The sequence below is a fragment of the Prevotella pectinovora genome, assembly GCF_041323955.1.
In the GTDB taxonomy this organism is placed as follows: domain Bacteria; phylum Bacteroidota; class Bacteroidia; order Bacteroidales; family Bacteroidaceae; genus Prevotella; species Prevotella pectinovora.
This window is the reverse complement of sequence record NZ_JBGLIV010000001.1, coordinates 1,812,461-1,837,767: the sequence shown is the minus strand read 5'-3', so window position 1 is coordinate 1,837,767 and position 25,307 is coordinate 1,812,461. Positions and strand designations below refer to the sequence as shown.

The window sequence follows — 25,307 nt, the reverse complement described above, 5'->3', positions numbered from 1 at the left end:
TCAGACACCGCAACCACGTACAACATCATAAATGAGTAAAGGAAAACTACAGAAATTCGCAGAGATGGAGACATTCAAGAATGTCTTCCAGTATCCATATTCAGTAATCGAAAACGTGCCCTTCGAGATGAAAGGCAAATGGCGCGAGGAATATTTCCACAACCAGAACCCCATTGTCCTGGAGCTGGGCTGTGGCAAGGGAGAATACACCGTGGGACTGGCGCGCATGTTCCCCGACGTAAATTTCATCGGAGTTGACATCAAGGGAGCGCGCATGCACACCGGAGCTAAGCAGGCTCTGGAGGAAGGACTCCAAAACGCCGCTTTCCTGCGTACCAACATCGAGATAATCGACCGCTTCTTCGCCCCGGGCGAGGTGCAGGAGATATGGCTCACCTTCAGCGACCCGCAGATGAAGAATCCGCGCAAGCGTCTCACCAGCACATATTTTATGGAGAGATACCGCCGCTTCCTCGTAGACGGAGGACTCGTGCATCTGAAGACAGACTCCAACTTCCTTTTCACATACACCAGACTCATGGTGGAGAAAAACGCGCTGCCCGTATTGATGCAGACCGAAGACCTCTACCACGACCAGTCGCTCGACGACGACACCCGTTCTATCCTCTCCATCCAAACATATTATGAAAACCAGTGGATAGACCGCGGACTGAACATCAAATACCTCAAATTCCGTCTGCCGGCCGCCGGCACTCTCGAAGAGTCTGACGTGGAAATCCCGCTCGACGAATACCGCAGCTACAAGCGCACGAAGCGTAGTGGAAAGGATTCGGCAAAGTGACCCATCTATATTTTGCAGGATAAATAAAAAACGCTAACTTTGCAGTGACGTCTGTGAGGTTGGCGCTTTTTCGTATGGCGACAGTCCGCGGCGCCTGCCGTTTCGCGGCATTCCCGGCGTGGCATCCCCGTTTAGTGTGGGGCGTGTCAGCGGCGCGGTCAGTCTGCTATGCGGTTATCTTCAATGAAAATAAATTCAAGACAGAAATGACATTATATCCAAAACTCATTACCGATGCGTTGCAGACCGTGACGTATCCAGGCACCAAGAAGAATCTCATCGAGAGCGAGATGCTCGCCGACGACGTGCGTATCGCCGGCAGCAGCGTGTCGTTCACGCTCATCTTCCCCCGCGACACCGACCCGTTCCTGAAATCCACAGTCAAGGCTGCCGAGGCTGCCATCCGTTATGCTGTGAGCCAGCACGAAGGCGACGACTCCGGCAAGGAGATGACCATCGACATCAAACTGGAATATAAGTCCAAGCCGCGCCCTGAGGTGGGCAAGCTGCTCCCGGAGGTGAAAAACGTCATCGCCGTAAGCTCCGGAAAGGGCGGAGTGGGCAAGAGCACCGTGTCGGCAAACCTCGCCATCTCGCTCGCCCGTCTGGGCTACAAGGTGGGACTGCTCGACACCGACATCTTCGGTCCGTCGATGCCAAAGATGTTTGACGTTGAGGGCGAGCGTCCGTATGCCGTGCCGGTGGACGGCCGCCAGCTCATCCAGCCGATAGAGAAATATGGAGTGAAGCTCCTGAGCATCGGATTCTTCGTGAATCCCGACACCGCAACGCTGTGGCGAGGCGGTATGGCATCCAATGCCCTGAAGCAGCTCATCGCCGACGCCAACTGGGGCGACCTCGACTATTTCGTCCTTGACACGCCGCCTGGCACCAGCGACATCCATCTCACTCTGCTCCAGACCCTCGCCATCACGGGAGCCGTGATTGTGAGCACTCCGCAGAGCGTTGCCCTCGCCGACGCCCGCAAGGGTATCGACATGTATCGCAACGACAAGGTGAACGTGCCCATCCTCGGAATGGTGGAGAACATGGCATGGTTTACTCCTGCCGAACTGCCAGAAAACAAATACTACATCTTCGGCAAGGAGGGCTGCAAGAAATTGGCTGAAGAACTCAATATCCCGCTGCTCGCACAGATTCCTCTCGTGCAGAGCATCTGTGAGGACGGCGACAAGGGAATGCCGGCGGCTTGCCATCCGGAGAGCATCACCGGACAGGCGTTCCTCAATCTCGCACAGGCAGTGGTGACAATGGTAAACCGCCGCAACCGCGAGCAGCCCAAGACCAAGATCGTGCCCGTTAAGGAGTGACGGCTTCCCCACCCGGTATGCCTCGGGGCAGAAGGGAGGGGAAGTGGAATGAGAACTGAAATACTGTGCAGACAGTAATGAAAACCCGATATGCGGTCTGATGACCGTTCTATAATCAAGCAGGGAGGATACGAGATCATGACCAGAAGAAGATATCCCATAGGAATACAGACGTTCAGCAAAATCAGAGAGAACGATATGTTGTATATAGACAAGACGGAGTATATATACAACATGGCACATGCTGCCGGAACGTATTATTTCCTCAGCCGTCCGCGACGCTTCGGCAAGTCGCTTCTCGTATCCACCATGCAGAGCTATTTCGAGGGAAGGCGAGACCTCTTCAGAGGACTGGCGATAGAGAAGCTGGAAAAGGAATGGACGGAATATCCCGTTGTCCTTCTCAGCATGGCAGGGGCCAAACACATGGATGTGGAGGGACTGCAGGAGTATCTGCTATATATACTGAAGGTGAATGAGGAACGCTTCGGAGTGGAATTCCATTCCGCGGCGCCCAATCTCAGGCTGACAAACCTCATCATGGCTGTTTATGAGAAGACCGGGCGACAGGTGGTGGTGCTTATCGACGAATACGACGCCCCGCTCCTCGATGTGGCGCATGAAGAGTCACAACTCGTGGCGATGCGCGACATCATGCGCAATTTCTACAGTCCGCTTAAAGACTGCGACCCATATCTGCGCTTCGTCTTCCTCACCGGCATCACGAAATTCTCGCAGCTCAGCATCTTCAGCGAACTGAACAATATCAGCAACATCTCCATGAAGGATGACTATGCCGGCATCTGCGGCATAACGGAAACGGAACTGTTGGACGACATGCAGGACGGCATCGCCGGTCTGGCTCAGGCCAACGAGCTGACGCCGCGGCAGGTGGTGGCAAAGCTGAAGGAGAATTACGACGGCTATCATTTCTCGGCGCATTCGCCGGGAGTGTTCAATCCCTTCAGCCTGCTCAGCAGCCTCGCCAACAAAGACTTCGATTCCTACTGGTTCGCATCGGGCACACCCACATATCTCGTCAATATGTTGCAGAGATTCAATGTGCAGCCGGCGAGCCTGCAGCGGATGTGTGCCAAGTCGTCGGCTTTCGACTCGCCGACGGAAACCATGAAGACCATCACGCCGCTGCTCTATCAGAGCGGCTATATCACCATCAAGGGCTACGACAAGATAAGCCAGCTATACACCCTCGACCTGCCTAACAAGGAGGTGAAGGTGGGGCTCTTCGAGAGTCTGCTGCCCAACTATCTCGACGGCTCGTATGCCGAGCAGGGCGATGTGGCGATAGCCCGGATGTCGGTGCTCATCCGCCAGAACGACATCGACGGTGCCTTGAGGCTGCTGCAGACATTCCTCGCCACGGTGCCATACTGCAACGTGACAAATCATGAGGGGCATTATCAGCAGATGCTTTTCATCATCTTCACGCTGCTCACTCATTATGTGGTGGATGTGGAGGTGCACACGCCAAAGGGCAGGGTGGATATCGTGATGCTGACTGCCGACCGCCTTTACCTGATAGAACTGAAACTCAACAAGGATGCCGATGCTGCCATGAAGCAGATAGACCTGAAGAACTATGCCGATCGCTTCGCCCTTTCTGGCAAGCTGATTACTAAGGTGGGCATCAATTTCGACTCTTCCGTCGGCAATATCACCGACTGGCGCATAGCCTGACCTGTTGTGCTATTCTCCGATTGTCGGATAGCCAGGCTTCCATGTTGTTCTATTTTTCCTTAAAACCCTATAATTTTATGTTAGTTAAATATTAAGTAACGTAAATTTTTTCAGTCGTTGCTAAAAAGAAAGTAAATTTGCAAAATGGAAAGACAGGCTTTTATTTAGTGACAATTTAAACATCAGCAATATGAACAAGAAAGTATTGATACCATTGGTAGTAGTGGGAGTGCTGCTCCTCGGCGGAATAGCTTATCTCACGATGAGTCTGCAGAAAGAGAAACAGGCTAACAAGGCGATGCAGGAGCTCGCCGAGATGGACAAGAAAGAGATGGAGAACGAATACCAGCAGTTTGCCGACCAGTATTCGGAGATGAAAACACGCATCAACAACGATTCCATCGTGGCACAGCTCACCCGCGAACAGGAACGCACCGAAGCCCTGCTGCAGGAACTCAAAAACGTGAAGAGCAGTGACGCTCGCGAGATAGCACGCCTCAAGAAAGAGCTTGCCACATGCCGTGCCGTAATCCGCAGCTACGTGCTCGAGATCGACTCCCTCAACCGTCTCAACCAGAACCTCACAGCTGAGAACACCCGTGTGAAGGGACAGTATGAGGAGGCCACCCGACAGATCGAAGGTCTCAACTCCGACAAGGCATCACTCTCTGAGAAGGTGGCAATCGCCGCACAGCTCGACGCCACCGGCATCACCATGGGAGCCAAGAAGAATAACGGAGCCAAGAAGAACGTGAAGAAAATCAAGGACGCCAAGCTCATCACCGTGGGATTCACCATAACACGAAACGTTACAGCCCAGAACGGCAAGCGCCAGCTCTATGTCAGAATCACCACACCGGCTGGTGGAGTGATGGGAGCCAGCGGATCGTTCAAGTATGAAAACCGTTCGCTGCAATACACCATGGCGAAGACCATCGAATATACCGGCAACGAGACTCCGGTGACTATGTACTGGAACGTGAGCGAGACTCTCAACCCCGGCACATACAGTGTGAGCGTATTCGCCGACGGCAACCTCATCGGACAGCGCAACTTCACATTCAAATAATGAGTAGACAAGATACGTGTAAACAAGGAGTCTGCACTGCTAATTTCCTCGTCAACTCGTCAACTCGTCAACTCGTCAACTTGCGATAATTATATCATAATGAACAGATTAAAAGCAACGATAGTCCTCTCCCTCCTCGCCGCAGCTGCTGTGGCTCAGGAGACGGACCATCACGAAACACAACACACGATAGAGTGTGAGGCGCGTGTGGCGTCGCCCCAGGTGCAGGCAGCACGCAGGGTGATGGCCGGCGGACCGCTCTCTCTGCAGACCTGCCGCGACATGGCGTTGGGCTACAACAAGACGCTCGCATCGAAACGCGTGCAGCGAGAGATGGCGGCACAGATGAGAAAGTCGGCACGCACGAAATATCTGCCGAGCCTCGATGTGATGGGCGGTGCGATATTCTCAAGCCGTGAGATTTCAATCCTCAACAACACCCAGAAGTCCACACTCAAGAACATCGGCACCTCGCTCGGCGGACTGCTCGGCATCAGCGACCCCAAACTGCAGGGAACGCTGAACCATCTGGGACAGGATGTGGTGGACGGCTTCCGCACCAACAACCGCGCCATGTATATGGCTTCGGCAATGGTGACGCAGCCGATATATATGGGTGGAGCCATCACGGCGGCAAACAATATCGCCGACATCAACGAGAAGATGGCTGCTGTAAACGAGGAACTGGCACGCCAGAACACGCTGCAGAACATCGACCAGACTTACTGGACCGTGGTGTCGCTCCGCCATAAACTCAACCTCGCCAACAGCTTCCTGCAGCTCGTGCAGAAACTCGACGACGATGTGCAGAAGATGATAACGGCGGGAGTGGCTACCAAGGCTGACGGACTCAAGGTCAGCGTGAAGGTGAACGAGGCGGAGATGGCGGTGACGCAGGTGGAAGACGGTCTCTCCCTTGCCAAGATGCTCCTCTGCCAGACCTGCGGAATGCCTGTGGAGTCTGACATCACGCTTGCCGATGAGGCGGCTTCGGCTATCGCCATCGAAGAGGATTCGGTAAACGGTGCCGACACCGTGGCATACTGGTATCGCCCCGAACTGGAACTGCTCTCCAATACCGTGGACATCAGCCGCCAGGCAACGAAACTCGCCAGGGCTACCTATCTGCCGCAGGTGCTCCTCTCGGGAGGATACCTCATGACAAACCCTAACGTGTACGACGGATTCACAAGGAAGTTCGCCGGCGTCTGGAACGTGGGCGTGGTGGTACGCATCCCCGTATGGCATTGGATGGACGGCACTTACAAGGTGCGCGCCGCCAAGGCAGCCACTACGATTGCCGAACTCGAACTCGCCGAGACGCAGGAGAAGGTGGACCTCCAGGTGAGCCAGTGCAGCTTCAAGCTCAAGGAGGCACGTAAGAAATATGCTATGGCGACGAAAAACGTGGACAAGGCGGAGGAGAACCTTCGCTGTGCCAACGTGGGATTCAAGGAGGGTGTGCTCCAGACCACTGATGTGATGGAGGCGCAGACCGCATGGATGCAGGCGCAGTCGCAGAAAATAGACTCCGAGGTGGAGATAAAGATTGCCCAGGTGAACCTCAAGAAAGCTATCGGACAGATGTAGGACTGACCTCAAACCCATCCTGGCCTCAAACCCATCCTAACCTTCCCCAAGGGAAGGGACTGGTTACTACAGCTAATTGTCATCAGCCCCCTCTCGTTCTCCCCCGTAGGGGAGATGCTGGTTACTCCGTTTGCGGATAAGTAACTGATAATAAGGTATCTACAGACAATAGTCTGATAGCCGATGGTATCTGTCCCTCCCCTACGGGGGAGGCTAGGTGGGGGCTGTTGTTGATTTGCTGTAATCAAGATACAGAGTAACTGATAATAAGATATCTACAGACAATAAACTGATAGCCGATGGTATCTGTCCCTCCCCTACGGGGGAGGCTAGGTGGGGGCTGTTGTTGATTTGCTGTAATCAAGATACAGAGTAACTTGTCCCTTCCCTTGGGGAAGGTTAGGATGGGTTTGAGAACGACAGGGGGCTGAATTGATTGGCAGAGAAACTTGTCCCGTCCCTTTAGTGGAGGTTAGGAGAAGCTTCTTTTAACCCGAATCGGTCGTTAGGGCTTGCTTGGATTTTGTTTTTTAGAAGGATGGATTTTGTTTGGCTTTTAATGAGTAATAGCAAGCTATTGCGAATTAAAAACAAGCAAAAGACGCCTTATAAAAATCAAAAGACTGCAAGCAGTATTAAAATAATACATTGAACGGCCTAATGACCGTTTTGGGTTTAAGGAAAACCGATAGTGAGCTGAATTTTTGCAACATAAATAACAACAATGGAAAATAAAGCACAAAAGAAAAGTATAGCATTGGCAATCGCCGGATTCACCGCGGTTGTCGTATTGGCAGGGCTGATAGGCTATTTCACCCTCGGCAGCCAGCCCGACATCATTCAGGGTGAAGTGGAAGTGGCAGAATACAGGGTATCGAGCAAGGTGCCCGGCAGAATTCTCGAACTCAGAGTGAAAGAGGGCGACTACGTACACGTGGGCGACACCCTCGCCATCCTCGACGCTCCCGAAGTGGAGGCTAAGAAGGCACAGGCTCTCGGAGCCGAAGACGCGGCATCGGCAATGAAAGACATGGCAGACAACGGTGCGCGCCAGCAGCAGATACAGGGTGCCTACGAACTCTGGCAGCAGGCAAAGGCGGGTCTCGACATTGCCAAGAAGACCTACGACCGTGTGCAGCGCCTCTTCGGCGAGGGAGTGATGAGCGCACAGAAGCGCGATGAGGCTTTCGCCGCATACAAGGCTTACGAGGCACAGGAGAAGGCTGCCAAGAGCCAGTATGACATGGCCAAGGAGGGCGCACGCAAAGAGGAGCGCGCTGCCGCCGCCGCACAGGTGAGCCGTGCCCGTGGTGCAGTGCAGGAGGTGAACTCATACATCCACGAAACGGTGCAGATAGCACAGGTGGAGGGTGAGGTATCCGACATCTATCCCAACGTGGGAGAACTCGTCGGAACCGGTTCGCCTATCATGAGCATATCGGTGATGAGTGACATGTGGGGAACCTTCAACGTGCGCGAAGACCAGCTCTCGGGCATGAAGGTGGGTTCTGAATTCACCGCATATTCGCCAGCCTTTAAGAAAGACATCAAGATGAAGGTGTACTACCTCAAAGACCAGGGCAGCTACGCCGTGTGGAAGGCCACGAAGTCTAACGGACAATACGACCTCAAGACTTTCGAGGTGAAGGCGCGCCCAGTGGGCAAGACCGATGGTCTGCGTCCGGGAATGACGCTCGTGATAAAGTAATTGCCCACCCCACACATCTCCCTCTCCATGTCTCTTCGGCAGCGGTGGGGGAGAAACCACAACCCGATATAAAATGACTCAGACAAAGCATACAGATCCGCTGACCGCAGAACAGGGCGAGGGCATGCAGACCCCTGCCGGACGCACGGGGTTCATTGCCGTTTTCCTGCGCGAGCTGCATATCATATTCACCACGCCGGTGTATCTGATATGCATGTTCCTGCTGCCCATGTTCGTCATGGTGTTCTTCACCTCGCTCATGGACCAGGGACAGCCCAACAAGATGCCGGTGGGAATAGTAGACCTCGACAACACCGTCACCACACGCAATCTCACGCGTAAGCTCGACGCCTTCCAGAACACCGATGTGGTGGCATACTACAACAGTGTGGACGAGGCGCGACTGGCGATGCAGCGCAACGAAATCTACGGATTCATGTATTTCCCCAAGGGAACCACCGACAAGCTGCTCGCCTCACGTCAGCCCAAGATTTCCTTCTATTATTCATACACCTCGCTCACGGCAGGCGCACTGCTCTACAAAGACCTCAAGACCATAGCGACGCTCGGTTCGGCTGGTGTCGGCTCTGCCACGATGCAGGCAAGGGGATACACACAGAAGCAGATAATGGCGTTCTTGCAGCCCATCGTCGTTGACCTACACGCCGTGAAGAACCCGTGGACCAACTATAACTTCTATCTCACCACGATGCTCGTGCCGGGATGCCTCATGCTCTTCATCTTCCTGCTCACGCCTTATTCGCTCGGCACGGAACTGAAGTTCAACCGCGCCCACAAACTCCTCCTTGTGGCAGGGGGCGACAAATGGACGCTGCTGCTCGGCAAGCTGCTGCCGCAGACGCTGATATTCCTCAGCGTCTTCTACCTCTATTCTCTGTATGTCTACGGCATCCTCGGATTCCCACACAGTGGGGGAACATTCCACATCCTCCTGCTCGGACTCCTCGCCGTCACGGCATCCCAGGGATTCGGGGCATTCATGTTCGGACTCATGCCGTCGCTCCGAATGTCGATGAGCACCTGTTCCTTGTGGGCGGTGCTCAGCTTCTCGCTCGTCGGCACGGCGTTCCCCGTCTTCGCCATGGATCCTGCCATCGAAGGCATAGCACAGATGTTCCCGCTGCGGCATTATTTCCGCATCTATCAGACGAGCGTATTCAATGATTTCCCCCTCTCTTACGCATGGGTCAACCTCGTGGCGATGATTGCCTTCTCGCTGCTGCCGGTGCTGGTGGCTGGCAACATACGCAAGGCGATGAGGGAATATAAGTATATGGAATAGTGCGTCCCGGATTCTGTGGATGTATGATTTCCGATAACGCCAAATGAATGACAACAATGAACAAGTTTTTCAACATACTGCGCGACACTTGCTATATCTGCCTGCAGGAACTCAAGAATGTGTTCCGCGACCAGGGCGTGCTCATCTTCCTCGTCGTGGTGCCGTTGGCATATCCGCTCCTGTATTCGTGGATATACAACAATGAAGTGGCGCGCGAGGTGCCCGTGGCGATAGTCGACCTTTCGCATAGCCACACCAGCCGCGAATTCACCCGTATGATAGACGCCTCGCCCGACACCCGCGTGGCTCTGCGATGCAACAGTCTCGACGAGGCGCGCCAGCGCATTGGCCGTGGCGATGCCTACGGAGTGGTATACTTTCCTGAGGACTTCCAGACCAAGCTCAACCGCATGGAGCAGACCCACGTGGGGGTATACTGCGACATGAGCATCATGCTTGCCTACAAGGCGATTTTCCAGACTTGCGTGGCTATTCAGGGCGAACTGAACTCCAGGATTCAGGTGAAGCTCTCGGGCAACTACACCGAGCGCGAGAACGAGATCACCACCCGGCCGCTCGACTTCCAGGAGGTGCCGATATTCAACAACACGGCGGGATATGGCAACTTCATCATCCCCGGAGTGCTCATGCTCATCATCCAGCAGACGCTGCTCCTGGGTGTGGGAATGGCGGCAGGAACGGCGAGGGAGAAGAACAACTACGGATTTCTCGTGCCTATCCACCGTCGCTATCGTGGCGTGATGCGCATCGTGTGGGGCAAGGCGATGGCATACCTGATGATATACGTTGTGATGGCGGCATACCTCTTGTGTGCCGTACCGTATTTCTTCAATTTCATCAGTCTTGTCACGCTGAGCCAGCTGGCTCTCTTCTCCTTGCCATATCTGCTCTCGTGCATATTCTTCAGCATGACGCTCTCGGTAATGATGCGCTATCGTGAGAACGTGATGCTCCTTGTGGTCTTCTCCTCCGTCATGCTCCTTTTCATGTCGGGAGTATCGTGGCCGCAGAGCAACATCCCGGCTTTCTGGCAGGGGGTGTCGTGGCTCTTCCCATCCACCTTCGGCATCCGTGGCTTCGTGAGGATGAATTCCATGGGAGCCACCCTCACCGACGTCTCCACCGAATACCGTGCCCTCTGGATCCAGACAATCGTATATTTCGTCCTTGCCCACGAAGTCTACCGCTTCAATATCGCCAAGGCTCGCCATGCCATCCACCACCGCCTCCTCCGCCTCCGCTCCAAAACCGTCCCTTCCTCTGAAGATAACCCATCCTGACCTTTAAACCCATCCTGACCTTCCCCAAGGGCAACCCATCCTAACCTTCCCTTGGGGAAGGCTAGGATGGGTTTGAGGCTAGGTGGGGGCTGATGGCATTTAACCAGAGTAACCTATTCCTTCCCTTGGGGAAGGTTAGGATGGGTTGCCCTTTGGGAAGGTCAGGATGGGTTATCCTACGTGGAATGTTAGGATGGGTTTGAGACCGAGTGGGGGCTGATTCCATCAGACTTGTTCTCATTTTCTGTCATTATACTTGCTGTTTATCATGGTTTATCGCTCGATATGTTTGCGAGGTGGTGACGCATCCCCTCCTCTCTACACCGTTTTTTGTCCCGTTTTTGGGCAAGCACGTTGCCCAAGTGGGGCAAGCACGTTACCCAACAAGGGCAAGCACGTTGCCCCACCTGGGCACATTTCCTTCTCCTCCCGTGCCCAATATCCCACTTTTTCATCACACCAATATCTTCCTATTCCTTTCCCTTTCCCCGGCAACGCATTCTCCCCAATCTGCCATCCCTTCCCATTTCCTGTCCCCCCATCATTCTCCTTCCACTTCCGTCCTCGCCGGCAGTCATAAAACTGTATGAAATCCTCCAGACGGCATCTGGACAATTGCCCTACACCTTTCCGTCAAACACTCCCGGTCCTGCCAGTCGGCAGTGTGTGGATAATCCCAAATCGGTCATTAGGGCTTGCTTGTATTTTGGAATTTTAGAAGAGTGGATTTTGTTTGTTTTTTAATGAGTAATAGCGGGCTATTGCGAATTAAAAACAAGCAAAAGACGCCTTATAAAAAACAAAAGACTGCAAGCAGTCATTAAATATTTCTATAAACGTCCTAATGACCGATTGGGGATAATAGTAGTGAATTGGAGAGTGTAGTGTGACTTACCCTAAAAAAACTTGACACTTTTGGATGCCTAAAACAAAAGTGTATGAGAACAAAAGTAAAACGTGAAAGAGATCGTGTCCTAAATGAAGCGACAGGTCAGTATGAATGGGTATGGGTAGAATCCACTCGCTACATTCATGATGAAGAAGATCGAGTACTTGCTGCACTTGATTTCCTTAAAGGCGAGAATACGCCTGAGGAATTAGTTGAGAAACATCATATTTCCAACATTCAGGTGCTGTTTTCTTGGGTAGGTCGTTATCTTTCTGAAAATCGTTTAGTATCTTTGCAGGAGAACAACGATGACACTATGGCAAACAAAAGTAAAGACGAGCAGATCAGAGAATTGAAAGCAGAGCTCAAGAAAGCAAGAAAAGAGGCAGAACTAGAGAAACTACGTGCCCATGCCTACGACACAATGATTAACCTTGCAGAAGAACGATTCAATATTCCAATAAGAAAAAAATCTGGCACCAAACAGTAAGTCTGCTCCGCGAAGAGTCTTCACCAGCATCGATGAATACCCTTTGCAGGCTGTTTGGTTATAGCAGACAGTCGTTCTACAACCGTGAAGATCCAGACAATGACTTTGTCGATAATGCCTTAGAAACCATGATAGTGGAGAAGGCCAGAGAATACCGTAAGGATAACCCTGGACTTGGTTGTGCCAAACTATACCTCATCGTCAAACGCTTGTTTGAATCCACTGATCGTATGCCTGGACGAGATGCGTTCATAGAATTGCTCCGTGCCAATGGATTGATGGTGCAGTTGAAAAGACGTCGTCACTACAAGACAACTGACTCCAGTCATCATTACCACAAGTATGACAACTTGATAAAGGATGTGGTTCCCATGCGACCTAACGAAATATGGGTCAGTGACATAACGTACATAGAAACAACTGAGGGTGTGTGTTACTTGTCGCTTATCACGGATGCCTATTCTCATAAGATTGTGGGATGGGCAGTAGGACCGACCTTGGAAACCATATACCCATTGGAGGCACTGCGTATGGCACTGGCAACAATTGACGATGAAACAGCATCCCGTCTCATCCATCATTCTGATAGAGGAAGCCAGTACTGTAGTGCTGCATACGTTAAGGAGCTAAAGGCACATAATATAATGATAAGCATGACCCAAAGCGGTGATCCTCTCGAAAATGCCATTGCAGAACGCGCCAATGGCATCATCAAAACAGAATGGCTCTACAAGATGAGCATACCGTCAATAGAGAATTGTAAGGAAGAACTGACTCGTATCATACGTTTCTATAATACAGAACGTCCGCATATGAGCATTGGATACAAGACTCCCGAAACGGTACATACAGAAGTTGGAGAACAAAAAAGGTGTTGGTGCAATCCATGGAACAGACCTGCTGCCACAGGCAGCTGATAGGTTTTTCTTAGCCATACAGCATCTCCTAAAATAATGGGCGCTGCCCCGAAAGACAACGCCCATACCACTATTTCAGTGTGATGCAGAAACCTATTGCTGGCGAGTTGCTCCTCAGCAGAGCTCGCTTCCTCTTCGGCTTCTGACAGCAAAATTACGAAATATTTTTATTTCTTGCACTAATCAAAGGAATAATCATTAACTTTGCAATTGGAATGCGAGAAGGTAGTAAAGCAAATCAGTTTACTGATGAAATCTTGTAAAACAAATCAGTTCAACTAACAGAACTTGTAAAGTAAAACAGAGAACTGAATAAAAGTAGTAAACCTAATTAGTTAATCGCATCCAATTCTGTCAACTAATTTTAGGAATAGTCAGTGTTCTTATTGTTACATCTTGTTAAAGAATCATTCTTTGTCTCTACTTTGTCATTAAAAATCATTATATTTGCATCTAAAGCAATATAGTGACTGTATGGAAGAATTAAATCAATTAAAACTTGTATTGGTAAAGAATAAAAAGACCAATAAATGGCTTGCGGAACAGTTGGGTGTTAATCAGACTACTGTTTCAAAATGGTGTACCAATACGACACAGCCTGATTTGGCAACACTGAAGCGAATTTCAGAGTTGCTGAATGTCAATGTAAGTGAAATCATTAACTTTGACTAAATCTATATTTATGGGAAATCCTTACTTCACTGAGAATACCAGGGTACAAGTGCCTGCAGCTCTCCATCTATGCAAGTTGGGCTATACCTACTTGGACAATATCAATGCATATGATACCAAGACTAATATATTGATAGACGTTTTTCTGAATGCAGTCAAACGTCTGAATCCGTCTTTGTCAAGTCAGGAAGTCTCTTTGTTGTTTTCAAAGATTGTAAACGTTGCAAACAATGATGATTTGGGGCGCGAGTTGTATCAGATGCTTTCTTCCAATAACGGAATAAAACTTATTGACTTTGACAATCCTGACAACAACGATTGGCACGTTACCACGGAGTTTACTTGTGAAAACGAAGACACGGAGGACAATTTCCGTCCTGATATCACCTGTTTCATCAATGGAATGCCACTGGCTTTTATCGAGGTGAAGAAGCCCAATAATCACGAGGGTATTTTAGCGGAGCGTGAACGCATAAACACCCGTATGAGCAAGACGTGCTTCCGCCGCTTCTTCAACGTTACGCAGTTGATGATATTCTCCAACAATCAGGAGTACGACAATGAGAGCCGTGTGCCTATCCAGGGTGCATTCTATTGCTGCTCTGCTAAGGGAAAGGCTTTCTTCAATGTGTTCCGTGAGGAGAACAAAACGTTTGTTACCAATTATCCCTATCATGAAATAACGGATGAGGACGAATATAAGGTATTGAAGCATCGCAACTGTGTGGTCATAAAGAACCTTAAGGAGTATCAGACCAACAAGGATGTCAATACTCCCACCAACCGTATCATTACTTCAATGCTCAGCAAGGAGCGTTTCCTTTTCTTGCTTCGCTATGGCATAGCGTATGTTGAGCGCAAGGTGGAACTGGATGACGGCACGCAGGGTACCACGCTGCAAAAGCAAATTATGCGCTATCAGCAGATGTTCGCTTCTTATGCCATCCGCCGTACATTGAATAATGGAGTAAAGAGTGGTATCATTTGGCACACACAGGGTAGCGGCAAGACGGCTTTGGCTTATTACAGTGTTCGCAGCCTTACTGACTTCTTTGCTAAGAAGAATATTGTGGCTAAGTTTTATTTCATTGTTGACCGCATCGACCTGATGGAACAGGCTACTGACGAGTTTGCTGCTCGCGGTCTTATCGTGCATAATGCCAAGAGCCGTGAAGAACTGATGAAGGACATTGCCAGCCGGTCTATCACACAGAACAACGAAGGCAAGTTGGAGATCATGGTGGTCAACATCCAAAAGTTCAAAGAAGACAAGGCCAAGGTGCAAGTTGACGACAGCTACAGCACCAACCTTCAACGTATATTCTTTATCGACGAGGCGCACCGTGGGTATAACCCCAAGGGCAGCTTCCTTGCCAATTTGCTCGAGGCTGACAAAAACGCTGTGAAGATTGCGCTTACCGGCACGCCGCTTCTAAAGGAGGAGCGCGAGTCGTGGCGCGTCTTCGGCGACTATATCCATACTTATTATTATGACAAGTCAATCGCTGACGGCTATACTTGCAAACTGATGCGCGAGCCTGTTGAGACGATATACAAGGAGAAGATAGAGGACATCCTCGACAAACTGGCGGGAAGTGTGCAGGTTAAGAAGTCTGACATTGACCGCAACAAGATTATCGAGGATGACAGCTATCTCAATGCGTTGCTCGACTATATAATATCCGACTTCCGCCGTTTCCGCAGGGAGCAGAACGACGATTCTGTCGGAGCGATGATTGTCTGCAAGACCAATCTTCAGGCAAGGGAGATGTTCCGCCTGTGGCAGGATCGGTTCCATAATGCGGAGAATATATGGCACCATAAGGAGGAACAGCTCGGTATGGCAGCTGAACCGATGGTTTTGCCTTCCGGTTACAGACCTTTGACGGCTTCGCTTATCCTGCATGACGAGGGTGACAAGATGGAGCGTAAGGAATATATCGAGGGTTTCAAAAAGCTACAGGAGGTAGATGTGCTCATTGTCAACAAGATGCTTCTCACTGGTTTTGACGCTCCGCGTCTGAAGAAGTTGTATCTTGGACGATCTCTCGACGGACATGACCTTTTGCAGGCTTTGACTCGTGTCAACCGCCCTTACCATGATTTCAAATATGGCTATGTGGTGGACTTCGTGAACATCAAGGAGAATTTTGATGCCACTAACGACCGCTACCTGCGTGAACTTAACCGCACTACTGATGACGCTGGTGCCGGACAGAACAATATCGCCAATGACGTGATGGTGACTAAGGAGGAGGTGGAAGCCAAGATTAAGCAGGTAAAAGGTGTGCTATTCAACTTCACCACCGACAATATGGAGGAGTTCCGCAAACAGATTGACGAGATTGACAATAAGGACAGTCTGTATGAGCTGCGCAACACGCTTTCGGAGGCGAAGGCTATTGTCAATCAAGTTCGTTCTTTCGGCGACGAGGAGACGAAAAAGAAACTTGATTCTCTTCCCACAGGCACCATTCCTACGCTTATCACGGAGGTAACACACCGCATTGAGCGCATCAATCTTCTTGAGAATACGGAGCATAAGGCTGACGTGTCGGGCATCATTAACGTTGCGCTTTCTGAGTTGGAATTTGAATTCAAGAAAGGAATGCCTGAGGAAATGCGCATCATCGTCAACGACATCCGTGAACGGTGTGAGCGTGTGCAGGCTGAGTTTGAGGCGAACTTCGACACAAAGGAGGACAAATATGTGATTCTTGCCGACGAGTTTCGCGAGTATTTCCGCAAAAAGGGCTTTGTGCCAAAGGATACGGCTGATGCGAAAGAGAGCATACAATATATGGACGAGGTGATGAAGAAAATAAGGGAAATCAACCGACGCAACCGTATTTTGAAAAGCAAGTACAAGGGCGACGAGCGGTTTGTACGCATACACAAACGCATCGAGGAGCAAAACGAAAAGCGCGAAAAGCCTATCATCTCTAAACAGGAATATGAGATTGCGGAGAACCTGGCAAATATGAAACAGGACATCGACAGAATGATTTTTCTCGACATCAACAAGCTCGACAATGTGCCGGCTTTCCAGCAGGATGTGCTTGCCATCATTGGCAAGGAACTCCTGAAGATGCACATTCGGGCGGACATCAAAGACCGCAAGTTTATCAATAATCTCATCACAACAGAATATTTACAACAACGCAACTACGCATATTAAATAATGAGCAACATCAATATATCGGAGGCTACTATTGCCCTCATTGATTCTCTGAAGAGCACTACCGGGGCTTTCGGCTTGGCTGGTACGGGCAGTGAATACAAGATTGTAACGGAGATGTTCCTTTACAAGTTTTTCAACGACAAGTTCGGTTATGAGGCCAAACGCGACGAGGTGTATGGCGAGCGGTTGAGAAACGCCGAAAAATGGGATGCCGAGTATGACTCTTTCACAGAGGATGAGGTGGAGGACTTGTTCAGTTATCTGCCGCACTCGGTGCCACGCATGAAACCTGAGCATACGCTTTCGCATCTTTACAACTCTGCCACTAAGGGCGACTTCTCTACGCTGCTCGACGCTACGCTCGTTGACATCGCCTCCCTCAATGCCGACACATTCTCTGTATCTACTTCGGGCAAGAGTAAGGTGAACATTTTCTTTCCGCTTACCACTTATGTTACTGACACGCAGAAGCGTGACGAGTTTGCCAAGGCGCTGATGCGTAATGTGGCTTCGTTCAACTTTGAGGATGTGTTTGATGAGAAATACGATTTTTTCTCTCATATCTTCGAATATCTTCTGAAGGGCTTTAACAATGCCGGTGGTGGCAAGTATGCAGAATATTACACGCCTCGTGCCATTGCGCAGGTGATGGCTCGGCTGCTGGTTGGCGATAATGCTGATCTTCGTGGCATCACTTGCTATGACCCGTCGGCTGGTACTGGTACGCTGCTCATGGCGCTCGCCCATCAGATTGGTGAGGACAGATGCTCCATCTATTCGCAGGATATTTCGGAGAAGTCGTCGGAGATGCTTCGTCTTAATCTTATTCTCAACAATTTTGCGGCTTCGCTGCCTAACGTGGTGCAGGGAAACACGCTCACTGAGCCTTCGCACAAGGAGAGCAACGGGGTGCTGAAGAAGTTTGACTTCATCGTCAGCAACCCTCCGTTCAAGCTCGATTTCCCTGAATACCGTGACACGCTTGCTGCTGATACCATCCGCTTTTGGGCTGGCGTTCCTAACGCTGTGAAAAAGGTTGATCCCAACAAGCCGAAGATGGCTATATACACTTGCTTCATCCAACATCTGCTTAACTCGCTGAAACCTACGGGTAAGGGTGCCATTGTCATTCCTACTGGATTTATCACTTCCAAGAGTGGTGTGGAGAAGCGTATTTTGCAGCGCATTGTGGACGAGAAATGGGTGTATGGCTGCGTTTCCATGCCGTCAAACGTGTTTGCAACTACAGGTACCAATGTCTCCGTGCTGTTCTTTGACAAATCGGCAAAGAGCGAGAAGGTGATTCTTATTGACGCAAGCAAGCTGGGTGAGGAATACAAGGAGGGTAACAACCAGAAGCGAAGACTCCGCGATTTTGAGATTGACAAGATCGTGAACACATTCCAGAACAAGGAGGCTGTTGATGACTTCTCGGTTGCTGTTACATACGATGAAATCAAAGAGAAAGGATATAGCCTGTCTGCCGGACAGTATTTCGACATCAAGATTGACTATGTGGACATCACCGAGGAGGAGTTCAACAAGCGCATGGACGAATACAAGACAACGCTGAAAGCACAGTTTGAGGAGAGTCACCGCCTCGAAGAAGAGATACTGAAGCAGTTGGATAGTATCAACTTTAATGAAAACGTAGGGAAGGAACACGACGATGAGTAACGAGATCCAATATCTTCTGTATAGCATGCCGGATGCTGACGGCAAGGTGCAAGTGGTTATCAAGGGCGAGACGCTTTGGTGTACCCAAAAGGCTATGGCACAACTCTTTGGTGTTGGTGTTCCTGCCATAAGCAAGCATCTGAAGAATATCTTTGAAGAGGGGGAACTTGTAGCGGATTCAGTTATTTCCAAAATGGAAACAACTGCCGCTGACGGCAAAAACTACACCACGACATATTATTCCTTGGATGCAATTATCGCCGTAGGCTATCGCGTGTCTTCTCTGAAAGCCACACGTTTCCGCCAATGGGCTACGAAGATTCTCAATGAGTATATAAAGAAGGGCTTCGCTATGGACGATGAGCGGTTGAAACAAGGAACGGCGGTGTTTGGCAAAGACTACTTCCGTGAATTGCTTGAACGTGTGCGTTCTATTCGTGCGAGTGAACGCCGCATTTGGCAACAGATTACGGACATCTATGCAGAGTGTAGCACCGACTATGACAAGAACTCTCCGACAACAAAAGATTTCTATGCGATGATACAAAACCGCTTCCACTTTGCCATCACAGGGCAGACCGCAGCGGAGATTATCTATTCAAAGGCAGACCATACGAAAGACCACATGGGATTGACCACATGGAAGAACGCTCCTGACGGGCGTGTCTTAAAGTCGGACGTATCTATTGCCAAGAACTACTTGCAAGAGAAGGAAATCCGACAACTGGAGCGTGCCGTTACAGGCTTCTTCGACTATATTGAAGACCTCATTGAGCGTGAAAACACGTTCAACATGGCGCAGTTCTCTACAAGTGTCAATGAATTCCTAACTTTCCGGCGCTATCAGATATTGCCCGATAAAGGAAAAATATCGGCAGCGCAAGCCAAGAAGAAAGCGGAAGAAGAATATGATATTTTCAATAAGACGCAACGCATTGACTCTGACTTCGATAAGGAGATAAGAGGATTGCTGGGTAAGGAATGATACAATTCTGCAAGTACACTTGCCAAATTGATTTTAACAATAGTGCAAGTCTGACTTGCACTATTTCAAATTTATGACTGGCTATGGAATTTAAAAAATACAAGTTGGGAGATTGCTTCCGTATGGCAGAAAATGGTCTTGTTATAAAACAGACAAAAGCAGCTAAAGGAATGCCAATAACACGTATAGAAACACTATCTAATGATTGTTTTAATCGGGATAGATTGGGGTATGGGGATATTTTTGACGAGGAGAAATATTCTCATTACATTTTAGATGATAAGGATTTGCTTATGTCGCATATTAATAGTCGTACATTCCTGGGGAGAACTGTTCTATATCGTAAAAGAAATGGTGAAAAGATTATTCATGGAATGAATGTACTAAGGATTAAAACTAATCAGGACATTCTAGATCCAATATTTGCTTCCTATTTATTTAGAACTAGCCTTTTCAAAAGGCATATAGACAATATTCGTAAGGATGCCATTAACCAATCAAGTTTCGCTCTATCTGACTTAAAGAATATAGAACTATACATACCAACAGTAAAAGAGCAAAATAAAATTGCTTATACTCTTCAACTGTTAGACTCAAAAATAGCCCTCAATCGTCAGATAAATGATAATTTAGAGGCAATGGCAAAGCAACTCTACGACTACTGGTTTGTGCAGTTTGACTTCACCAATGAAATTTGCTGCAAACAGCTCATCAATAGCTTGGCTTAATATATTGCAACGAAATAAAGACTTATTACTAAGATCAACAGTGCTACAGAGCCGACTTGTCTGCTTCTTGTTCGTTATGAGCGCACCCATAATAGTCGAACACTGCTCTAAGAGTTCATGTTTCAACTTTGTTCTAATGTCAGTTCTTCGAGAATATAATATGTGCAAGCCCAATGGTTACAACAATAGCACTGAATACAATATCACCAATTTGTAAGCATGTGAACAGTGAGTTGACATTACATAAGGCTTCATCATCACATCTTTGCACAGTTGGTCCAATCTATTATTGTCCGAAAACTGTCTAATTGTCACATAAGTAAATATTTACGCTACCTAAGACAAATGTTCTTTCAGTGGATTTAAGCCGTTATGTAATTGCGCTCCGATATTCAACCAAGAACAGCAATCGCTCCACCCCTGTGGTATCTCACGCTTCAGCTTCTCATTCCAAACCATAGCTCCGCCACTCGATTTATACGGCTTGCCATCCTCATTCGGGAAGTCAAACTGCACAAACCAGTAGTCGTAGAGTTGCTTTGCCATCGCCTCTAAATTATCATTTATCTGACGATTGACATTGATTTTTGACATAATATCAACCATCATATTGCCGATATTCTCTTCCTCCATAGGAGTGAATGTCGGCAATTCATATCGCATGATTTGGTCTTTGTCACCACGTGGCATTTTACTACCTTTGGAACCCAACATGGCATATTCAAAGAAAGGATCCTGCATTAAAACAGTATAAAGAAACGAAGTGCAGTGACCATTCTTTGCTCTAAAAACAAGAACGTCAGAAGAACACCCTCCTTCAGAATCTGCATACCAAACTTTTTTAAGATAAGGTCGAATGTTTGCTACCAATACATCACCTTGCCTATAATGAGTAAGGGCACACGGAATTGGAGGTAGATTTAGAGCACCTTCTCTACCTCTTCTGTTTTGCAATAAAGAATCCGTAGTGACATATCTGTCTAAAGAAATGTTACTACTGCTAATTTTGTCTGTGACAAATTCTGCTATATCATTTAGTTTCATGATCTGCTTGCTTCCATTTTGTAATTGTGAAGCATATTTCTGCTCCAACCATTTGCTACGGTTTGGTGGACATAGAACAATGCCTTTTGTGGTTCATTCAAGAATTTGTCAATCAACAAAATATGATGTCCCCAAGGAGTAGCAAATATATCACTCTCTAATTGGTCAGCAAGTTGCTGACCAATTTCATTATTGCTGTTTCTACCCTCATTTTGTAGCAGAGTAGAATTATTCTCTAATTGGTCAGCAATTTGTTGACCAATTGAAAAATACGGCAAGTACATACAGTAGAAATTTTTCATATAGAGAAGGTTCTTTGGCGAGAAGCAAGTAGCACCAGGATTCTGCTCCTTTAAGTCTCGGCTCAAATTGGCAAGAAACTTGCTTCCCCAACGCGCTTCGGCTTTTAAGGCAACAATGTCCCTACCCAAACTCCAGTAGAATTTGAGCATCTCGGTATTGACTTTCACCGCGGCCTTTACCTGACTCTGGTGATAACGCTTACAGAGTTCACTGACCCATTGTAAGTAGTCCTTGTCTAAAATATTTATCGGCTTGTTCATTTGCCCATATAGTATTATATGGCAAAGGTAATTAAAATCAAGCAGAATAACTTATTTCTAAACCTTAATTAAGGAATTTGCGGTGAGCAGCCTTTACATTGGCTTGGTTTACCATAGCATAATGCAGCGTAGTGTCGATTTTTACGTGTCCCAACATCTTTTGTACTTGTTCTATTGGCATACCCTTGTCAATAGCCATTGTTGCCAAAGTCCTACGGAATTTGTGAGGATGAACCTTGTTGAGATTTACACGTTTTCCAAGCTGACGCAAACGAACTTCTACGCCACTAATGGTTAGCCGTGTGTGAGGTTCATGCAGACTCACAAACAATGCAGGGTTAGTGTCTGTGCGTTGCTCCAAATACCTTTTGAGGTGGATTTTAGTGCGTGCGTTGAAATACACCTCACGTTCTTTGTTGCCTTTGCCAAACACTACACACTGTCGCTCTTGAAAGTCGATGTCCTCACGATTGATTTTCACCAACTCCCCAACACGCATACCTGTACTAAGCAGCAAATCAATCATAGCAATGTCACGCAATTCTTGGCAACTGTCACGCAACACTTCTATATTTTCATCTGTCAGCACCTCTTTCACCAGAGCATCTGTGCGCACTTTGTGTATTCTGCGCACAGGACTTTTGGTGATATAGTCCTCGTCTTCAAGCCAAGAAAAGAAACTGGAAAAAATACGACGCAAGTTGTCAATCGTAACCTTGCTAAGTCCTCGTTGTTCCTGTTGTTCAGCGAGATAGCAACGAATGTCATTGGTTGCAACTTCACATACGTTTTTCTTAACTGCAGCAATTAGCTTCTCAATGGAAGACTTATAATAGTGGATTGTCTTGTCAGAACAACCCTCCACTTTCTTTGAGGATATAAAAGCGCCAAGAAGTTCAGCGTTTTCCTTATTGCGTTGTTCTTCCTCTGTTGCCTTTGGCGTAATCTCACACTCTGACAGTGCCTTTCGGGTCACATCATTCAGCAATTCCAACTGATTTTCAGTCAAAAACGCTCGCATACCGTCCAAAACGGCTTGTAAAATTGTTTCTTTCATGTCATAAAACTTGTATTGGACTCTATATAATATAATGGAAGAAAGAAACGATGCTGATAAATGATAATTTAGAGGCAATGGCAAAGCAACTCGTACGACTACTGGTTTGTGCAGTTTGACTTCCCGAATGAGGATGGCAAGCCGTATAAATCGAGTGGCGGAGCTATGGTTGGAATGAGAAGCTGAAGACGTGAGATACCACAGGGGTGGAGCATATGTGTATCTTTGATTATATGACGCATTACATAACGAGATTCATTCCACGAAGACTTTAGTCTAAGGTAGCGTGAAATGATTATTATGTGACATTAGACAGTTTGGCGACAACAGATAGACAGGAACACTGCGAACATTATTCTGAAGCTTCTAAAGTCAATCACGTTCACAGTTACAAATTGTGCATATTGATATTAGTGTATTGGCCCATTGGCGCAATTGTATATTGTCGAATATCCGCAATTGAACTAAGTGAACATCATTTACTCTTATAGAAAAGATAATGCTTCACCATCTTTCATTGTTAATGAATGTTGCCGCTCAAACGTAATTGCACATAATGAAGTATGGCAGCTATCTAGACTAAGTGCTTCAGTGATGAACCTCTTGTATCTTCGTTCAATATTAATACCAAGACCATATGCTCCGCCACTGTTTAGCTAACGTTTCACCTTCTCATTCGGCAAATACTGAAACTGCAGAAATCAGCTTGACTAAGCATCGGAGAGTTCTGCCCCTTATGAACGGTCATAGCCATTGCTAAATTATCATTTATCTGATTCTTTTACGAATTATTTCTTGGTATTTTACCCCTAAACTGAACTTTCTTTCAACAATAACTTTAATCAACCAACGCTAACACGCCATAACCGTAAAACTCGCCTGGGGGATGTTGTAACTTTGCAAATGTAAAACGGAACAACCCGTTGAACAAGTAACAATTATCATTAACCCTTAAAAATTTATTATCATGTCAAAAGTACAGAATGGCAAGCTTTATTATCAGTTGTTCCAGAACAACGTTGCTGACTCTAAATTCTACAAGATGTGGTATGCGAAGGCGAAACACATCGACACCGTGACCTTCGACGAGCTCATCACCCACATGGCAAACCACAACGTGGGATTCCCAAGAGGTGTAGTGTCGGGAGTGATGATGTCGTTCGTGGACTGTCTGCTCGAACTCGTGGCACAGAGCAAGAAGGTGCAGCTCGGCGACCTCGGCACTTTCTATCTCAATCTCACCTCGAAGCCTGCAGCAAAGTATGAGGAGTTCAACGCCGCAGAGAATATCATGGACTGCGGACTGCGTTTCATCTCATCACAGACCGAAAACAAGGACAACCTCACCCGTTCGGCCTTCACCAAGGCGATGTCGTTCAAGAACTTCAATACTCTCATGCGTGAAAGTGACAAGATGCTCGTAGACAGTGCGAACAAGGAGAAGAACAAGACTGTCTGATTCTGACGCCATTTTCCCTCTTGCCCTCATGATAGGGTGGGAGGGATTTTAGTACAACCCATCCTAACCTTCCCCAAGGGGAGGAACAGGTTACTCTGGTTAAATGACATCAGCCCCCACCTGGCCTCCCCCGTAGGGGAGGGACAGATACCCTTGCAAGTAATATTATCGTCAGTAGTCGTCTGATTATCAGTGGTTTATCAAAAGCAATAGTATCTGTCCCTCCCCTACGGGGGAGGCTAGGTGGGGGCTGATATGATTGTCTGAAGAAGTCTTTGACAAAGCATAGTAACTTGTTCCTTCCCTTGGGGAATGTCAGGATGGGTTATCCTGCAGGGAAGGTTAGGATGGGTTCGAGACCGAGAGGGGGCTGATGCCATCAGACTTGTTTTCATTTTCTGCCATTATACTTGCGGTTTATCATGGTTTTTGTATAAAAAACCATCAACCGAATCATTTGCTAAGTGAAAGGGGAGCCCCGCACTTTCAAATCTAAGAAACACCCAAAGAGGAATCATTGATAATTTCCTTTCGCGCGCATATATAAATATAATGTAAACCCTACACCTTTCCCTTTAATTCTGTCAAATAAAAGGAAAACCGTCACTTTTTTCTCATTTTCTTTTGAAAACATTTGGATGGTATGAGAAAAACCCATACCTTTGCATCCGCTTTTGAGAACGAACGCTGTTACAAAACAGTTATTAAGTCAGAAAGAGCGACAGAAGAAAGAGTTCTTTGAAAAGATTACAATAAACAGAGAAGTAGTAGTACAAGAAGCAGGCTTCTTTTCCACCTTATATTATATAGGGGTCATGGATAAAGGAGTTCTGGGTAGAACGA

17 protein-coding genes and 3 pseudogenes are annotated in these 25,307 nt (G+C 48.0%); 17 read left to right on the top strand and 3 right to left on the bottom strand.

The genetic code is table 11. The features are described 5' to 3' along the window. The first annotated feature begins 31 nt into the window (after positions 1–31). The 15 genes and pseudogenes from trmB to ACDC99_RS07300 form a co-directional block, all read left to right on the top strand. Entirely contained in the window at positions 32–802 is a 771-nt protein-coding gene (gene trmB / locus ACDC99_RS07370) for a tRNA (guanosine(46)-N7)-methyltransferase TrmB (RefSeq protein ID WP_370756441.1), read from the top strand. Between the two features lie 206 nt (positions 803–1,008). After that, positions 1,009–2,133, top strand: a complete 1,125-nt coding sequence (locus ACDC99_RS07365) for an Mrp/NBP35 family ATP-binding protein (RefSeq protein WP_370756439.1) — start codon at positions 1,009–1,011, stop codon at positions 2,131–2,133. 138 nt (positions 2,134–2,271) lie between these two features. Next, positions 2,272–3,831, top strand: a complete 1,560-nt coding sequence (locus tag ACDC99_RS07360; RefSeq protein WP_370756437.1) for an ATP-binding protein — start codon at positions 2,272–2,274, stop codon at positions 3,829–3,831. 190 nt (positions 3,832–4,021) lie between these two features. Further along, positions 4,022–4,900 (top strand): hypothetical protein, encoded by an 879-nt coding sequence (locus ACDC99_RS07355; protein WP_042520005.1) that lies wholly within the window; start codon positions 4,022–4,024, stop codon positions 4,898–4,900. A gap of 99 nt (positions 4,901–4,999) precedes the next feature. Continuing rightward, a complete protein-coding gene (locus ACDC99_RS07350; RefSeq protein ID WP_231572929.1) occupies positions 5,000–6,490 on the top strand; it encodes a TolC family protein in 1,491 nt (496 codons plus the stop codon). Between the two features lie 724 nt (positions 6,491–7,214). Next, a complete protein-coding gene (locus ACDC99_RS07345; RefSeq protein ID WP_042520006.1) occupies positions 7,215–8,198 on the top strand; it encodes an HlyD family secretion protein in 984 nt (327 codons plus the stop codon). 124 nt (positions 8,199–8,322) lie between these two features. After that, positions 8,323–9,501, top strand: a complete 1,179-nt coding sequence (locus tag ACDC99_RS07340) for an ABC transporter permease (protein WP_370756918.1) — start codon at positions 8,323–8,325, stop codon at positions 9,499–9,501. Positions 9,502–9,557: 56 nt separating this feature from the next. Then, positions 9,558–10,802 (top strand): ABC transporter permease, encoded by a 1,245-nt coding sequence (locus tag ACDC99_RS07335; protein ID WP_370756436.1) that lies wholly within the window; start codon positions 9,558–9,560, stop codon positions 10,800–10,802. Positions 10,803–11,740: 938 nt separating this feature from the next. Further along, positions 11,741–12,181, top strand: coding sequence for a hypothetical protein (locus ACDC99_RS07330; protein WP_052484576.1), 441 nt, complete (start codon positions 11,741–11,743; stop codon positions 12,179–12,181). Positions 12,182–12,213: 32 nt separating this feature from the next. Further along, entirely contained in the window at positions 12,214–13,098 is an 885-nt protein-coding gene (locus ACDC99_RS07325; RefSeq protein ID WP_042517742.1) for an IS3 family transposase, read from the top strand. A 474-nt stretch (positions 13,099–13,572) separates the two neighbouring features. Then, the gene (locus tag ACDC99_RS07320) at positions 13,573–13,770 is read left to right on the top strand and encodes a helix-turn-helix transcriptional regulator (protein WP_042520009.1); all 198 of its coding nucleotides are present in this window, start codon (positions 13,573–13,575) and stop codon (positions 13,768–13,770) included. A 10-nt stretch (positions 13,771–13,780) separates the two neighbouring features. After that, positions 13,781–16,948, top strand: coding sequence for a type I restriction endonuclease (locus ACDC99_RS07315; protein WP_370756434.1), 3,168 nt, complete (start codon positions 13,781–13,783; stop codon positions 16,946–16,948). Positions 16,949–16,951: 3 nt separating this feature from the next. Next, positions 16,952–18,628, top strand: coding sequence for an HsdM family class I SAM-dependent methyltransferase (locus ACDC99_RS07310; RefSeq protein WP_287073269.1), 1,677 nt, complete (start codon positions 16,952–16,954; stop codon positions 18,626–18,628). Then, positions 18,621–19,613, top strand: coding sequence for a virulence RhuM family protein (locus ACDC99_RS07305; protein WP_370756432.1), 993 nt, complete (start codon positions 18,621–18,623; stop codon positions 19,611–19,613). Before ACDC99_RS07310 ends, ACDC99_RS07305 begins: the two co-directional genes overlap by 8 nt. Positions 19,614–19,696: 83 nt before the next feature. Continuing rightward, a pseudogene (locus ACDC99_RS07300) lies at positions 19,697–20,305 on the top strand (restriction endonuclease subunit S); the annotation flags it as partial. Between the two features lie 444 nt (positions 20,306–20,749). On the opposite strand, the pseudogene ACDC99_RS07295 reads toward ACDC99_RS07300, so the two are convergent. The 3 genes and pseudogenes from ACDC99_RS07295 to xerA all read right to left on the bottom strand — a co-directional run. Beyond that, a pseudogene (locus ACDC99_RS07295) lies at positions 20,750–21,385 on the bottom strand (restriction endonuclease subunit S domain-containing protein); the annotation flags it as partial. Next, the gene (locus tag ACDC99_RS07290) at positions 21,382–21,948 is read right to left on the bottom strand and encodes a DUF1016 N-terminal domain-containing protein (RefSeq protein WP_370756431.1); all 567 of its coding nucleotides are present in this window, start codon (positions 21,946–21,948) and stop codon (positions 21,382–21,384) included. The gene ACDC99_RS07290 and the pseudogene ACDC99_RS07295, both read right to left, overlap by 4 nt. 64 nt (positions 21,949–22,012) lie before the next feature. Beyond that, positions 22,013–23,005 carry a site-specific tyrosine recombinase/integron integrase gene (gene xerA / locus ACDC99_RS07285; protein WP_370756429.1) on the bottom strand — a complete coding sequence of 331 codons (993 nt, stop codon included), beginning with the start codon at positions 23,003–23,005 and terminating at the stop codon, positions 22,013–22,015. A 56-nt stretch (positions 23,006–23,061) separates the two neighbouring features. On the opposite strand from xerA, the pseudogene ACDC99_RS07280 reads away from it, so the two are divergent. Both ACDC99_RS07280 and ACDC99_RS07275 read left to right on the top strand, forming a co-directional pair. Next, positions 23,062–23,221, top strand: a pseudogene (locus tag ACDC99_RS07280) (restriction endonuclease subunit S); the annotation flags it as partial. A 751-nt stretch (positions 23,222–23,972) separates the two neighbouring features. Beyond that, a complete protein-coding gene (locus ACDC99_RS07275) occupies positions 23,973–24,464 on the top strand; it encodes an HU family DNA-binding protein (RefSeq protein WP_370756428.1) in 492 nt (163 codons plus the stop codon). Positions 24,465–25,307 lie beyond the last annotated feature (843 nt).

Excerpts from the sequence above, each read along its gene's own strand:
- ACDC99_RS07310 (WP_287073269.1), top strand. The coding sequence starts at position 16,952 with ATGAGCAACATCAATATATCGGAGGCTACTATTGCCCTCATTGATTCT.
- ACDC99_RS07365 (WP_370756439.1), top strand. The coding sequence starts at position 1,009 with ATGACATTATATCCAAAACTCATTACCGATGCGTTGCAGACCGTGACG.
- trmB (WP_370756441.1), top strand. The coding sequence starts at position 32 with ATGAGTAAAGGAAAACTACAGAAATTCGCAGAGATGGAGACATTCAAG.
- ACDC99_RS07350 (WP_231572929.1), top strand. The coding sequence starts at position 5,000 with ATGAACAGATTAAAAGCAACGATAGTCCTCTCCCTCCTCGCCGCAGCT.
- ACDC99_RS07330 (WP_052484576.1), top strand. The coding sequence starts at position 11,741 with ATGAGAACAAAAGTAAAACGTGAAAGAGATCGTGTCCTAAATGAAGCG.
- ACDC99_RS07275 (WP_370756428.1), top strand. The coding sequence starts at position 23,973 with ATGTCAAAAGTACAGAATGGCAAGCTTTATTATCAGTTGTTCCAGAAC.
- xerA (WP_370756429.1), bottom strand. The coding sequence starts at position 23,005 with ATGAAAGAAACAATTTTACAAGCCGTTTTGGACGGTATGCGAGCGTTT.
- ACDC99_RS07325 (WP_042517742.1), top strand. The coding sequence starts at position 12,214 with ATGAATACCCTTTGCAGGCTGTTTGGTTATAGCAGACAGTCGTTCTAC.
- ACDC99_RS07305 (WP_370756432.1), top strand. The coding sequence starts at position 18,621 with ATGAGTAACGAGATCCAATATCTTCTGTATAGCATGCCGGATGCTGAC.
- ACDC99_RS07315 (WP_370756434.1), top strand. The coding sequence starts at position 13,781 with ATGGGAAATCCTTACTTCACTGAGAATACCAGGGTACAAGTGCCTGCA.
- ACDC99_RS07335 (WP_370756436.1), top strand. The coding sequence starts at position 9,558 with ATGAACAAGTTTTTCAACATACTGCGCGACACTTGCTATATCTGCCTG.
- ACDC99_RS07360 (WP_370756437.1), top strand. The coding sequence starts at position 2,272 with ATGACCAGAAGAAGATATCCCATAGGAATACAGACGTTCAGCAAAATC.
- ACDC99_RS07290 (WP_370756431.1), bottom strand. The coding sequence starts at position 21,948 with ATGAACAAGCCGATAAATATTTTAGACAAGGACTACTTACAATGGGTC.
- ACDC99_RS07320 (WP_042520009.1), top strand. The coding sequence starts at position 13,573 with ATGGAAGAATTAAATCAATTAAAACTTGTATTGGTAAAGAATAAAAAG.
- ACDC99_RS07345 (WP_042520006.1), top strand. The coding sequence starts at position 7,215 with ATGGAAAATAAAGCACAAAAGAAAAGTATAGCATTGGCAATCGCCGGA.
- ACDC99_RS07340 (WP_370756918.1), top strand. The coding sequence starts at position 8,323 with ATGCAGACCCCTGCCGGACGCACGGGGTTCATTGCCGTTTTCCTGCGC.
- ACDC99_RS07355 (WP_042520005.1), top strand. The coding sequence starts at position 4,022 with ATGAACAAGAAAGTATTGATACCATTGGTAGTAGTGGGAGTGCTGCTC.